We start from the raw sequence: 14,234 nt of genomic DNA on the forward strand, positions 1-14,234 counted from the left end.
TTGTCTTGACGGACTTCACGGTCTGTCTTGAATATATAGCTTCATAAAAAAATCAATCAAAACTTGGGAGGAACTTACTCATGATTAAAGTAGGTATTAACGGTTTTGGACGTATTGGTCGTTTGGCATTCCGTCGTATTCAAAATGTAGAGGGCATTGAAGTTGTAGCAATCAACGACTTGACTGATGCTAAAATGCTGGCTCATTTGCTTAAATATGATACAACTCAAGGTCGCTTCGATGGCGATGTTGAAGTACATGATGGCTTCTTCAAAGTGAACGGCAAAGAAGTTAAAGTATTGGCTAACCGCAACCCAGAAGAACTTCCTTGGGGAGACCTCGGTGTAGATATCGTTCTGGAATGTACTGGTTTCTTCACAACTAAAGAAGCTGCTGAGAAACACTTGAAAGGTGGAGCTAAGAAAGTTGTTATCTCCGCACCAGCTACTGGCGACATGAAAACCATCGTTTACAACGTAAACCATGAAATCCTCGACGGTACTGAAACTGTAATCTCCGGCGCATCTTGCACAACGAACTGCCTGGCACCTATGGCAAAAACGTTGCAAGACAAATTCGGAATCGTTCAAGGTTTGATGACTACAATTCACGCTTACACTGGCGACCAAAACACGTTGGATGCTCCACACCCTAAAGGTGACTTCCGTCGTGCTCGCGCAGCGGCTGAAAACATCATCCCTAACACAACTGGTGCTGCTAAAGCAATCGGTTTGGTTATCCCTGAACTGCAAGGTAAATTGGACGGTGCAGCTCAACGTGTACCAGTAGCTACTGGTTCCCTGACTGAGCTTGTAACTGTATTGGGTAAAAAAGTTACTGCTGAAGAAGTTAACGCAGTAATGAAAGAAGCTTCCGATCCACAAACTTTCGGATACACTGAAGACGAAATCGTATCTTCCGATATCCAAGGTATCACTTTCGGATCCCTGTTTGATGCAACTCAAACTAAAGTTCTGACTGTTGGCGACCAACAATTGGTTAAAACTGTAGCTTGGTATGACAATGAAATGTCTTACACTGCACAATTGGTTCGCACTTTGGAGCACTTTGCAAAAATGATTAAGTAATATCTGCAATAACATAGAGCGGAAACAGAGTATTGTTTCCGCTCTTTATATATCAACCTTTTGCAAATTTCTCAAAAACACCAGGATTGACAAGGGTTTTTCGCTCTTCATTGGTCCACAAAATACATGGGTGCGGAGGAAATACAGATGAACAAAAAGAGTGTACGTGATATCGAATTGACAGGAAAACGGGCTTTTGTACGTGTAGATTTTAATGTGCCGCTCGAAGATGGTAAAATTACAGATGACAAGCGTATTCGTGCAACGCTGCCTACGATCAACTTCTTGATCGAAAAAGGTGCTAAAGTCATTTTGGCAAGCCACATGGGTCGTCCTAACGGCGAAGTGGTTGAATCCTTGCGTTTGACTCCAGCTGCTGAGCGTTTGTCTGAATTGCTTGGTAAAACAGTTGTTAAAGCTGACGATTCCGTTGGGGAAACAGTTAAAGCTCAAATCGCTGAACTGAACAATGGCGACGTATTGTTGCTTGAGAACGTTCGTTTCCACGCTGGCGAAGAGAAAAACGATCCAGAACTGGCAAAACAATTTGCTGAACTGGCTGATGTTTTCGTTAACGACGCGTTTGGTGCGGCACACAGAGCACATGCTTCGACAGAAGGTATCGCTCACTTGCTGCCAGCTGTATCTGGTTTGTTGATGGAAAAAGAGCTTGAAGTATTGGGTAAAGCAATCTCCAATCCTGAGCGTCCTTTCACAGCAATCATCGGTGGTTCCAAAGTTAAAGACAAAATCGATGTAATCGACAACCTGTTGAACATTGCAGACAACGTAATCATCGGTGGAGGTCTGTCCTACACGTTCATGAAGGCTCAAGGTCATGAAGTAGGTCAATCCCTGTTGGATGAGTCCAAATTGGATGTTGCTCTGGGCTTCATCGAAAAAGCGAAGAAATTGGGCAAGAACTTCTACCTGCCAGTGGATATCGTAATTTCCGATGATTTCAGTGCGAATGCAAACACGAAGATCGTTGAAGTTGGCGACATTCCAGCAGATTGGGAAGGTATCGACATCGGTCCTAAAACACGTGAGATCTATGCTGACGTTGTTAAAAACTCCAAACTCGTTGTATGGAACGGACCTATGGGCGTATTCGAAATCGAGCCATTCTCCCACGGTACACGTGCAGTAGCACAAGCTTGCGCTGAGACAGAAGCTTACACTGTAATTGGTGGCGGCGACTCCGCAGCAGCAGCAGAGAAGTTCAAATTGGCTGACAAAATGGATCACATCTCCACAGGTGGCGGTGCATCGCTCGAATTCATGGAAGGCAAAGTACTTCCAGGCGTAGTTGCATTGAACGACAAATAAGTTTTAAGCTATAGCATGAAGGAGTTGAAAACCATGAGAACACCGATTATCGCAGGTAACTGGAAAATGTTCAAAACTGTTTCCGAATCCAATGACTTCATTCAGGAAGTTAAAGGAAAAGCGGAAGTGGAAGGCGTGGAAACTGTAATCTGCGCACCTTTTACGAATCTCCCAACACTGGTAGAAGCAGTTAAAGGCACAAACATCAAAATTGGTGCCCAAAATCTTCACTTTGAAGATAATGGTGCATTCACAGGTGAAATCAGCGGCGTTATGCTGAAAGACCTGGGTGTGGAGTATGTAATCATTGGTCACTCAGAGCGCCGCCAATATTTTGCGGAAACCGATGAGACTGTCAATAAAAAACTGCATGCTGCATTCCGTCATGGATTGACTCCAATCTTCTGCCTCGGTGAAACACTTGAAGAGCGTGAAGCTGACAAAACTAAAGACGTATGCAAAGTGCAAACGGTAGCTGCTTTTGAAGGTCTGTCCGCAGAGCAAGCAGCACAAGTTGTTATTGCTTATGAGCCAATCTGGGCGATTGGAACAGGCAAATCTTCCACTTCCCAAGATGCGAATGAAGTTATTGCTTACATCCGTACATTGGTGAAAGATTTGTACAATGAGCAGGTTGCTGATGCAGTTCGTATTCAATACGGCGGCAGCGTTAAACCTGAGAACGTAACTGAATACCTCGGACAAAGCGACATCGACGGCGCACTTGTTGGCGGTGCTAGCTTGCAGCCAGCTTCGTTCATCGCGCTTGTTGAGGGGGCGAAGTAAGATGACAGCTCCAAAACCTGTAGCACTGATCATCATGGATGGCTTCGGTCTTCGTAATACGGTGGAAGGCAACGCGGTAGCGCAAGCCAAAAAGCCGAATTATGACCGTTTTATGAGCCAATTCCCACACACAACACTCACTGCTTGCGGTGAGGCTGTAGGTTTGCCAGAAGGGCAAATGGGGAACTCTGAGGTTGGTCACCTTAACATTGGTGCTGGCCGGATCGTTTACCAGGATTTGACCCGTATCTCCAAATCGATTCGCGATGGTGAGTTTTTCGATAACGAAACGCTCGTCAAAGCTGTACGTGAAGCGAAACAAAACGGTAAAAAGCTTCATCTCTACGGCTTGTTGTCTGATGGTGGCGTACATAGTCACATCGACCACTTGTTCGCTATGCTGGATCTAGCCAAAAAAGAAGAAATGAATGATGTGTATATTCATGCCTTCATGGATGGCCGTGATGTTATGCCGGACAGTGGTAAAGACTTCATGCAAAAACTGATCGCTAAAATTAAAGAGGTTGGTGTAGGACAGATCGCTACGGTACAAGGTCGTTATTACGCGATGGACCGTGACAAACGTTGGGAGCGAGTTGAGAAATCATACCGCGCTATCGTTTATGGAGATGGCCCTAAATACACTGATCCACTCAAAGCGGTTGAAGAATCGTATGAGAAATCTGTATTTGATGAATTCGTTGAACCAACGGTTATCGTCAAAGCAGATGGTGAGCCGGTAGGTTTGGTAGAAAGCGGCGATTCCGTTATCTTCCTTAACTTCCGTCCTGACCGTGCAATCCAGTTGTCGCAAGTATTCACGAACCAAGACTTCCGCGGTTTCGATCGTGGACCGAAGTTCCCAGAAGGCTTGCACTTTGTGTGCCTGACTCTATTCAGTGAGACGGTTGAAGGTTATGTGGCGTACTCGCCGAAGAACCTCGACAATACACTGGGTGAGGTTCTGGTACAGAACAACAAAAAACAACTGCGTATTGCAGAAACAGAGAAATACCCGCACGTAACGTTCTTCTTCAGCGGCGGCCGTGATGTTGAGCTTCCAGGCGAAACTCGCGTATTGATTAACTCACCAAAAGTTGCAACATATGATTTGCAACCAGAGATGAGCGCTTATGAAGTGGCAGACGCATGTGTACGCGAGATTGAAGCAGACAAACACGATGCAATCATTCTGAACTTCGCTAACCCTGATATGGTTGGACACTCCGGGATGCTGGAGCCAACAATTAAAGCGGTTGAAGTAACAGACGAGTGCATGGGACGTGTTGTAGACGCGGTTCTCGCAAAAGGCGGCGTTGTGCTGATTACTGCGGATCATGGTAACGCGGATATGGTATTCGATGAGCAAGGACGTCCGTTCACTGCACATACAACGAACCCAGTTCCATTTATCGTTACTGACCCTAATGTAACATTGCGTGAAGGTGGAATTTTGGCTGATATCGCGCCAACGATTCTTGACCTGATGCAATTGCCAAAACCGGAAGAAATGACAGGAACATCTGTCATCGCTACCCGTAAATAAGATACACAACCTTTTATATGAATTGGGCAGGTTGGCGTTTGCCCCGGAACGAAGGCAGCAGAAATAGTCTGAAGAAGCAACGCGTTCGCCTTTATCACATGATTTCAACTTATGACGATAAGTTCAAAGAAATCAGGGGATAACAGCGATCGGAAGACGATTCTGCTGACGTAGTGAATAAGGGCAAGCACAAGTTTTCCCGAATTTAAATAAATCCAAATTTAAAGGAGATTATCACTCATGACTATTATTTCTGACGTGTACGCTCGCGAAGTCTTAGACTCCCGCGGTAACCCTACAGTAGAAGTTGAAGTATACTTGGAGTCCGGCGCAATCGGACGCGCAATCGTTCCATCTGGTGCATCCACTGGTGCCCACGAAGCTGTTGAGCTTCGCGATGGTGACAAATCCCGTTACCTCGGTAAAGGCGTTCTGCAAGCTGTTAAAAACGTAAACGAAACAATCGCTCCAGAAGTAATCGGTATGGACGCATTGGATCAACTGGGTATCGACAAATTGATGATCACTTTGGATGGTACGCCAAACAAAGGTAAATTGGGCGCTAACGCAATCTTGGCAGTATCCATGGCTGTAGCACGCGCTGCTGCTGACGCTTTGGACTTGCCACTTTACGTTTACCTCGGCGGATTCAACGCTAAAGCTCTTCCAGTACCAATGATGAACATCATCAACGGTGGTGAGCACGCTGACAACAACATCGACGTTCAAGAATTCATGGTTCTTCCTGTTGGCGCACCAAGCTTCAAAGAAGCTCTTCGCGTAGGCGCAGAAATCTTCCACAACCTGAAATCTGTATTGAGCTCCAAAGGCTTGAACACAGCAGTAGGTGACGAAGGTGGTTTCGCACCAAACCTTGGTTCTAACGAAGAAGCAATCACTACAATCATCGAAGCGATCGAAAAAGCTGGTTACAAACCAGGCGTTGACGTATTCTTGGGTATGGACGTAGCTTCCACTGAGTTCTACAAAGATGGTAAATATACACTTGCTGGCGAAGGTAAATCTTACACTTCCGCTGAGTATGTTGACCTTCTGGCTTCATGGGTTGAGAAATACCCAATCATCACAATCGAAGACGGTATGTCCGAAGATGACTGGGATGGTTGGAAATTGCTCACTGAGAAATTGGGAGACAAAGTACAACTCGTTGGTGACGACTTGTTCGTAACAAACACAGAGCGTCTGGGTAGAGGTATCGAGCAAGGTATCGGTAACTCCATCCTGATCAAAGTAAACCAAATCGGTACATTGACTGAAACATTCGATGCAATCGAAATGGCTAAACGTGCAGGATACACTGCTGTAATCTCCCACCGTTCCGGAGAGTCCGAAGACAGCACAATCGCTGACATCGCTGTTGCAACAAATGCAGGTCAAATCAAAACAGGTGCTCCTTCCCGTACAGACCGTATCGCGAAGTACAACCAATTGCTCCGCATTGAGGATCAACTGGGTGAACTGGCTCAATACAATGGTCTTAAAGGATTCTACAACCTCAAAAAATAAGCTGTGTACACAGCTTTTCGGGCAAGCCGGGTAACCGGCTTGTCTTTTTATTATGGAGAGGAATCTCCGTTAGACTTTGCTACAACAGTGGATAAAGTTGGATGAATGTATAGGAAGCACTACTTGTATCACAGCAGTAGCTATGGTACAATCAAACTAACTGTTTTTATGGTGAGATGTTATGCCCACATGGGTAGGAGGTGGAAAGAATGGATATTGCTTTGAAATTGCTGCTCGTTGTTTTCTCGATCGGTCTAATCACTGTAGTATTGCTGCAGCACGGGAAAAGCGCTGGTTTGGCGGGTGCCATCTCCGGTGGTGCGGAACATCTTTTCGGTAAAACGAAAGCGCGCGGACTGGATCTTTTCTTGCAACGTGCAACGGTTGTACTCGGTGCAGGTTTCATGATTTTGTCTATTATTGTTACGATCGTCTCCAAGTAAGAAGGATACTTTCTTATACAATTCAATAGCATGAGCGGAATTCGCTTGTAAGATTAACCTTCGTTTCGAGAAGAAACGGAGGTTTTTTAATAAGTTTTAACGTGTCCAGTATTTTCCTGCCACTACAATTACATGATTTAATTTTCTCTTCTGTTCGGTTCTCCTTCCTTCGAAGGTATGCCCCTGCGATATAGGGAATGTACCTGTCTGTGCTTCCGCGCATAATCTATTCCTATAATGAGGTTCATGATACATGAACATGTAGATTGATCCCTTTTTCAGTAAGTATAGAAGAATTAATTCTAACTTGAAATGATCCGTAGTTACCTTTGAAAGCGTGCTTATGCTTAAGCAATCCTGCGACTGTGGTTTTTTTGTTAGGGACGGATGTGCTGGATTGAATTCGTGTATACTAGGGTATGAGATAGTAAGGTATGCATTACATTGCATGAAATTGGTAAGGATTCCGATACATAAAGAGATGAGACCAGATCATACTTTTATGTTTCCCGAGGTGAATATATTAATGATAACAGAACAACAATTGCTCGACTTTATGCGGGAAACCGCTTATAAACCGATGACTTATCAAGAGCTGGAACAGCACTTCGAGATTGAAGATGCGGCTGATTTCAAATCTTTTTTGATTATGCTCAATACGCTGGAGGAATCCGGCAAGATTTTGCTTACCCGTAACAACCGTTACGGTATGCCTGAACGTATGGACTTGGTTCGTGGACGTTTGCAGGCACACGCCAAAGGGTTTGCTTTTCTGATCCCAGAGGATCGAGAGCACCCAGATGTGTACATTCATGCGAATGATATGAAAAGTGCGATGAATGGAGACATCGTGTTTGTGAAGGTCACTTCTAAAGGGCCATCAGGTGGACGTTTGGAGGGCGAGATCGTTCGCATTGTTACACGTGCGGTGACACAAGTCGTTGGGGTATTCCAAAGCCATGAGGTATACGGATTCGTCATTCCGGACGATAAACGCATTAACCGGGATATCTTCATTCCGCGTACCAATTTTGCTGGAGCTGTGGATGGACAAAAGGTTGTAGCGAAGATCGTTAGTTACCCAGAAGGCCGTGCAGCGGCTGAGGGTGAGATTATTGAGATTCTTGGGCATAAGGATGAGCCGGGGATTGATATTTTGTCCGTCATTCGTAAACACCAATTGCCAGAAGCTTTCCCAGATGAAGTCGTTGGTGAAGCAGAACAGGCTCCGGACTCCATTACAGATGAGGAGATCGTGCAACAGGGTCGCCGTGATCTGCGTGGACTGAATATTGTTACGATTGATGGCGAAGATGCCAAAGACTTAGATGATGCGGTGAACGTTGAGAAGCTACCTAATGGCAATTACCGTCTGGGTGTTCATATTGCTGACGTCGGTTACTACGTGCGCGAGAATTCTAAGTTGGATCAAGAAGCTTACAACCGTGGATGTAGTGTGTATTTGGTGGATCGCGTTATTCCGATGTTGCCACAGCGTCTGTCTAACGGCATATGCAGCTTGAATCCGCAAGTGGATCGTCTGACATTGTCCTGTGAGATGGAGTTTAACGACCAGATGAAGGTTGTGAAGCACGATATTTTTACAAGTGTCATTAAGACCAAAGAGCGGATGACGTATACAAACGTTCGTAAAATCCTTGAAGGCGAAGAGCCTGAATTGCTCGAACGGTATAAAGATCTGGTGGATGACTTCCATCTGATGAAGGAGATTGCCTTGAAGCTGCGTGCGATGCGTATGCGACGGGGGGCGGTTGACTTTGATTTTGAAGAGTCCAAGATCATTGTAGATAAAGAATGCAAACCGATCGATATTGTGAAACGGGAGCGTTCGATTGCGGAGCAGATTATTGAAGAATTCATGTTAGCGGCTAATGAAACGGTGGCAGAGCATTTCCACTGGCTTAAAGTACCGTTTATCTATCGTGTCCATGAAGACCCGGATCAAGAAAAACTGCAAAATTTCCTCGCCTTTGCGGCGAATTTTGGACACCACGTTAAAGGTCGCGGCAACGCCATCCATCCACGTGCACTCCAATCGTTGCTTGAGGACATCAACGGAACAAAAGAGCAGACGGTTATTAGTACGATGATGCTACGTTCCATGAAACAGGCGAAGTATGATTCTGAAATGTCGGGTCACTTCGGTCTGGCGGCAGAATTCTATAGTCACTTCACATCTCCAATCCGTCGTTATCCTGACCTTGTTATTCACCGTGTGATTCGTGAGGTTATCGAGAACAACGGAGCTCTGCCAGAAAATCGTCAAGAGTACTTGGCTGGACGTATGGCGGATATTGCACAGCAATCATCCGAACGTGAGCGTGTTGCGGTGGAAGCAGAACGTGATACGGAGAAAATGAAAAAAGCTGAGTATATGCTGGATAAAGTGGGCGAAGAATTCGAGGGTATGATCAGCAGCGTAACGAGCTTCGGGATGTTTATTGAGCTGGAGAATACAGTAGAGGGTCTTATTCGCCTGAGTGCGCTCACGGACGACTACTACCATTTTGACGATCAACATATGGCTCTTATTGGGGAGCGTACTTCCAAAGTGTTCCGCATCGGTGATGAAGTGAAGATCCGTGTGGCGCGTGTGAGCATGGAAGAGTATACGATTGACTTTGAAATGGTGGATATGAAGCCTCGCGGTGAGCGTCCTGGTGGTTTCGGTGGTGGTCGCGGCGGTAAAGGCGGTCGCCCTGGAGGTAACGGTGGACGTGGTGCAGCGAAAGGTGGATTCAGTGGTTCACGTGGTGGCAAAGGTGGCTCTGGCTCTACAGGTGGTGCTGGAAGAGGTCGTGGCGGCAGATCACCGGAAGAGAGCAGCAAAGGTGGACGCGGCGGACGTAGTGGTACAGCGAATGCCGGAGCAGGATCAACTGGCGGCTTTGCTGGTAAAGGCAGTGGCAAACCGAAGGGTGAGCGCCGGAGTGGAGAAGCTGGTGCATCGACTAATCGTGGCAAAGGAGCAGTAAGCTTCGGCTTTGGTTCAGGCAAAGGCGGCTACAGCTCTGCACCAAGTGGTAGTCAGGAGCAAAGTGCTGGCGGAGGCCAGGGAAGTAGCTCTAGCGGTCGTAGTGATCGCGGTGAAGGCAGCTTCAAATCCGGTAAAGGTGGCAAAGGCGGCAGTGGACGCAAAAAAACGTCACCTAGTGGTATTTTTATTGGCGATGCAGCAACACCTGGAGGCACTCAGGAAGGTGGAGCCCCTCGTCGTAAGCGGAAGAAGAACAAAGGCGGAGCGGGTAATAGTACAGCGGCTTTTGTACGGAAGAAGAAAAAGTAAGGTAAGGCTGTTAGGTAGATATGTTGAACTGCCAGCCAAGGTGCATGAAACGTATGAGCAGAACAATCCTTGAAGAAGCGTTATAGATGAAAAGAGACAGTCTTGAGGAATGTGTGAAGCTGTTTCGTATCGTCTGGAAAAGGTGTAATGAGGAGGGGCGGCTGAGGTCGCCTCTTTCTTGATTTTAACAGCTGTACTTGCTACAATTGAGGTCTGGCACGGGTAATTTGGTGCAACATGAATGCATGTGGACACAGGCATTGGAACGGATTTATTTTACGAAGAAGGAGTGAGGACATGGGCAAGAATGATGGACAGAGTAAGGTACTCGCACAGAACAAAAAGGCTTCCCATGACTACTTCATTGAAGATACGTATGAAGCGGGCATGGTGCTTACCGGGACGGAGATTAAGTCTATTCGTAACGGACGTGCGAATATTGGAGATGCGTTCGCCACGATTCGGAACGGTGAGATTCATATTCACAATATGCATATTAGTCCTTTTGAACAAGGGAACCGACATAATCCGATTGATCCAACACGTACGCGTAAGTTACTGATGCACAAGGCACAGATTCACAAGCTGCTTGGACTGTCGAAGCAAGACGGTTACAGCATTGTGCCGCTGAAGATTTATGTGCGTAATGGTTATGCGAAGCTGCTGCTTGGACTAGGTAAAGGTAAGAAACAATATGATAAGCGTGAGACTGCTGCTAAACGGGATGCACAACGTGATATTCAAAGAGCAATGCGCGAGAAGCAGAAGATCGCTCGTTAATTGGATGGTTAAGCGTGAGAGGCTGCATCTAGATTTCGTTAGCCATTGGTTGCTGGTGAATTAGTGACAGTCATATCACGATGGAGAATCTCAAGACTTGCCCGGTAAGGGCGGGATTGAGATTTTTTATTCTTGGAACACGTCTGGTTGCGCGTGATTCGATAAGATAAGTTGGTGGCTGCTTAATATGCTCACATCGTGGGTAAAATAGTTAAGTGAAGCTGATGATGAATCGTTGCTACGTGGCAGTGAACTTTACTTCGTCTGAGGGACGCGGTATAATATGTAGACGATTCGCTGGTAACTGCTATATTGGTTAAACTTGCACAGTTACTTAGCCTGCTGGAATGTCTTCCAGCAATCTGTACTATATCGGTGAGCTGTCCTGTGATAAGATTACTTATGTAGCAGACAGGAATGCCGAGTTAGAAAGAGCATCTTTTTACCTTGGAGGAAAAAGATGTGCAGCACCTTTGCTCCGTATTCACGGATTAATCCTGGAGCCCTTCTTATATGAGGGGGCGTTTATGGATTCGACGGGGATAGTTCGAGCATGGGTAGCGGGTAGTGGGGACGCGTCCGCTTCATCAACGCTAAAGCCTATTAAACGGCAAACAACAAACAAACTACGCTTTCGCAGCCTAAGAAACTGTGTGCGTGCTTCTAACCTGCATCGCCCATGTGACAGGATTAGGGGCTAACTAGTAGTGGGATACGCTGTCACATCTCCGCCTGGGGTGTGCTGAAGAAGACAATCAGGCTGACCCAACGTATAGCCGGTTACGGGGCGATACTCGGGTGACATCAAAACTGTGACTACACCCGTAGAAGCTTATGTGTCGTTATCTTCGGACAGGGGTTCGACTCCCCTCGCCTCCATTAGTAGTATTAGAAAAAGCACCCAAGAGGGTGCTTTTTTGTTTTTGGTGAGTTGAAAAGGGATCGCTATTTTCTTCTCTAAAAACATGTAAATGACACAATGCTTCTTAGATCGACTCCAGTAAACACCCATCTTCGACCGGTTCATCTAAAACCTGCAACGGATGTACGCCCTACAAAGGTTGGGAAGAACCAGAACGAGTTCCCATTTCTCAGCCACACATAGGTGTTGCGGAATAAACAACCGACAATAGCTCCGGGGTCGATGGCGAACGCTGTAGCAGCGGGTTGCGGTGGTGTGAATTGTGGAGGAGGAGAGGATGGTGGCTGCTGTGTTCCTTGTGGTCCTTGAGGCGGCATGAATGCCATAACATTTCACTCCTTAATGATAGGATTAGGCTTGGGTCTATAATAATGAAATGGCGAGTAAATTAAACAGCACCAGGGGTAATACGACATCATTTTGGAAACCAGGAACAAAGCCTCGATTAGTCATAGGGCTTGGTAGTTTTAAGTATAAAAATCCCCTTTCGCAGTGGATGAGTAACCCTTCAAAAACATCGCCATCTACTGTCTCCACTCTGACAAGTGTATTAACATGGTTTTTACATGTATTTGTTACATGGTCTTGAATGGATTTTAAGTTATTCATAGTGGTTGGATCCATTCGAAACAATGTTTGTTCTTGTTGCCCCTGCAGTTGCAAGTTCATGGTCATGACCTCCAATTTAGATTCGTTCATATTCTCCATGCTATGCAGAAGCCTATAGGGGAGTGACAGTCTACGTGCGATTGATAACAGGTCTCCATTCTTTTAAATGGGCTGACCCGAAGGAGATCGAATAAATAAAAAAAGCCCCTGGATATCAGGAGCCTCCTTAACAGCACACTTGAATCGTTAATTCATAACATCAGAAATGGACGAACCCGTTACCCCAGAGAAGTCGCCATTTACTTTACTACCCCCGCCACTCCATTGAAGCGTATAGTCTCCACCGCGCACGCCTTGTTCAAAACCTTGCTCGAAGTTTTTCCACGTAAAATTTTCTTTTCCGGCAATCTCCTGAGAGAAATATACTTTTCCCGTATTATTGTGTGTTAAGGAAACAAAAACCGAATGACTACTATGGTTGTTCATCGAAAGTTTAATATGGCCATGCCCCGCATTTACAGTGAAGGATTTTTGTACAACTGCATCACCACTTACAGTATCACCAATGGGATTGTCCGTACCAATAGCCATTGAGTCGATCGACTTTTCTTCGGTAGAAGGACTATTATTGGGGTCTTCAAGTGTATTTGATCTTGCAAGTACACCTGACTGATTTGTGCTTGTTGAAGCATAAGCAATTATCACTGTTATCGTCATAGCTAGAGCTAATGTCACCCATAAACCACGTTTTTTCTCCATAAAATTAGTTTCTCCCTTATATAGTCTGTTCTCTTTGAGGTATTTAATATATAAAGCTATCTACATATTATTAAGTATATTTGTAATATTATTACACTTAATGCTGCTAGTAAAGTTAGGTCTGAAATAACCAGTCAGAATTGAGAAAACTGATGACGGCTAATTTCTATTTCAAACCTCATATTTTCCCTATATTCCCATGCTGTTTGATATAATTGTTATCATAATTACGATTGTACATATATCTTAACTCCATGTGTAAAACACACACTTCAATGTCTATGAATCTATGAAAGAGGAGCTATTATTTCATGAATAATATGTCATTGGTTGAACAGGTATCCGTTCGGGAAAAGGCTGTAGCTTTCACATTTGATGATGGGCCGCATCCGTTGTACACACAGCAAATCCTTGAGATTTTCCGTCGTGTGGGGGGACAAGCGACCTTCTTCATGATTGGTAAGGAGATTGAATCTTACCCGGAAATTGCAGCTGAGGTTCATCGTGAAGGGCATGAGATAGCCAATCATACGTTTACACATCCCAATCTGACCGAATTGACGTTGGAGCAAGCTGGGGAAGAGCTGCAAAGAGCGGAGAACGTCATTCGGAAAGTAACAGGGAAACCGACAAACCTTTTCAGACCACCATACTTTGGGATAAATGACGATATCTTATCTCTGGCGGTGGAACAGGGTTACCATACGGTTGCTGCGGTTAACGGCGGTGCTAAGGATTGGGACAACCCTGGTGTAGAGTATATTTTGGATCATACAAGGCCTACGGTAAAGCCTGGTAGTGTACTCATTTTTCATGATGGGTATGCGGATCGTTCACAGACGGTGGAGGCTGTTCGAATACTGGTAGAAGAGCTTATTGCGGAAGGGTACCGTTTGGTCACAGTAAGTGAATTACTAGCCATCTCGGATGAAGCGTGAGGAAATAAATTAAGGTGAACCTAGCATGAAGTTGTTATTCGCACCGCGTGCAATGTCCAGCACGCGGTGCCCTGCATCATACCAATGGTGATCAGCCCACTTTAGAGACATGAAGAGTGGGACATGATTTTAATAATAACTACAAGAACTACAAGAACTACAAGAACTACAAGAACTACAAGAACTACAAGAATTATAAG

Annotated in this window: 12 protein-coding genes and 1 other RNA gene; 10 read left to right on the forward strand and 3 right to left on the reverse strand. The window is 45.4% G+C overall.

Annotated features, from left to right (window positions below; all coding sequences use genetic code 11):
• Positions 1–80 precede the first annotated feature (80 nt).
• The 9 genes from gap (at position 81) to ssrA (ending at position 11,688) form a co-directional block, all read left to right on the forward strand.
• Positions 81–1,088 carry a type I glyceraldehyde-3-phosphate dehydrogenase gene (gene gap, locus V6W81_RS00925; protein WP_056695277.1) on the forward strand — a complete coding sequence of 336 codons (1,008 nt, stop codon included), beginning with the start codon at positions 81–83 and terminating at the stop codon, positions 1,086–1,088.
• Positions 1,089–1,235: 147 nt separating this feature from the next.
• Positions 1,236–2,417, forward strand: a complete 1,182-nt coding sequence (locus tag V6W81_RS00930; protein WP_145051980.1) for a phosphoglycerate kinase — start codon at positions 1,236–1,238, stop codon at positions 2,415–2,417.
• 33 nt (positions 2,418–2,450) lie between these two features.
• The gene (gene tpiA / locus V6W81_RS00935; RefSeq protein WP_338541264.1) at positions 2,451–3,203 is read left to right on the forward strand and encodes a triose-phosphate isomerase; all 753 of its coding nucleotides are present in this window, start codon (positions 2,451–2,453) and stop codon (positions 3,201–3,203) included.
• Between the two features lies 1 nt (position 3,204).
• Positions 3,205–4,749: a 2,3-bisphosphoglycerate-independent phosphoglycerate mutase gene (gene gpmI / locus V6W81_RS00940; protein ID WP_338541265.1), complete on the forward strand. Its 1,545-nt coding sequence runs from the start codon at positions 3,205–3,207 to the stop codon at positions 4,747–4,749.
• A gap of 240 nt (positions 4,750–4,989) precedes the next feature.
• Positions 4,990–6,276, forward strand: coding sequence for a phosphopyruvate hydratase (eno, locus tag V6W81_RS00945; protein WP_128099857.1), 1,287 nt, complete (start codon positions 4,990–4,992; stop codon positions 6,274–6,276).
• 209 nt (positions 6,277–6,485) lie between these two features.
• Entirely contained in the window at positions 6,486–6,719 is a 234-nt protein-coding gene (secG, locus tag V6W81_RS00950; RefSeq protein WP_056695287.1) for a preprotein translocase subunit SecG, read from the forward strand.
• A gap of 526 nt (positions 6,720–7,245) precedes the next feature.
• A complete protein-coding gene (gene rnr / locus V6W81_RS00955; RefSeq protein ID WP_338541266.1) occupies positions 7,246–10,026 on the forward strand; it encodes a ribonuclease R in 2,781 nt (926 codons plus the stop codon).
• Between the two features lie 297 nt (positions 10,027–10,323).
• Positions 10,324–10,806, forward strand: a complete 483-nt coding sequence (gene smpB / locus V6W81_RS00960) for an SsrA-binding protein SmpB (RefSeq protein ID WP_145051992.1) — start codon at positions 10,324–10,326, stop codon at positions 10,804–10,806.
• Positions 10,807–11,323: 517 nt separating this feature from the next.
• Positions 11,324–11,688: a transfer-messenger RNA gene (gene ssrA / locus V6W81_RS00965) on the forward strand.
• Between the two features lie 141 nt (positions 11,689–11,829).
• Here ssrA and V6W81_RS00970 read toward each other — a convergent pair.
• The 3 genes from V6W81_RS00970 to V6W81_RS00980 form a co-directional block, all read right to left on the reverse strand.
• On the reverse strand, positions 11,830–12,054 hold the full coding sequence (locus V6W81_RS00970) for a transporter (RefSeq protein WP_338541267.1): 225 nt from the start codon (positions 12,052–12,054) through the stop codon (positions 11,830–11,832).
• Between the two features lie 37 nt (positions 12,055–12,091).
• Complete coding sequence (locus V6W81_RS00975; RefSeq protein WP_338541268.1) at positions 12,092–12,397, reverse strand: hypothetical protein; 306 nt, start codon at positions 12,395–12,397, stop codon at positions 12,092–12,094.
• A gap of 186 nt (positions 12,398–12,583) precedes the next feature.
• Positions 12,584–13,096 (reverse strand): hypothetical protein, encoded by a 513-nt coding sequence (locus V6W81_RS00980; protein WP_338541269.1) that lies wholly within the window; start codon positions 13,094–13,096, stop codon positions 12,584–12,586.
• Positions 13,097–13,407: 311 nt separating this feature from the next.
• Between V6W81_RS00980 and V6W81_RS00985 the strand changes: the two genes are divergently transcribed.
• Positions 13,408–14,034, forward strand: a complete 627-nt coding sequence (locus tag V6W81_RS00985; RefSeq protein ID WP_338541270.1) for a polysaccharide deacetylase family protein — start codon at positions 13,408–13,410, stop codon at positions 14,032–14,034.
• Positions 14,035–14,234 lie beyond the last annotated feature (200 nt).

Origin of the sequence: Paenibacillus tundrae (genome assembly GCF_036884255.1) — a bacterium.
Classification (GTDB): domain Bacteria; phylum Bacillota; class Bacilli; order Paenibacillales; family Paenibacillaceae; genus Paenibacillus.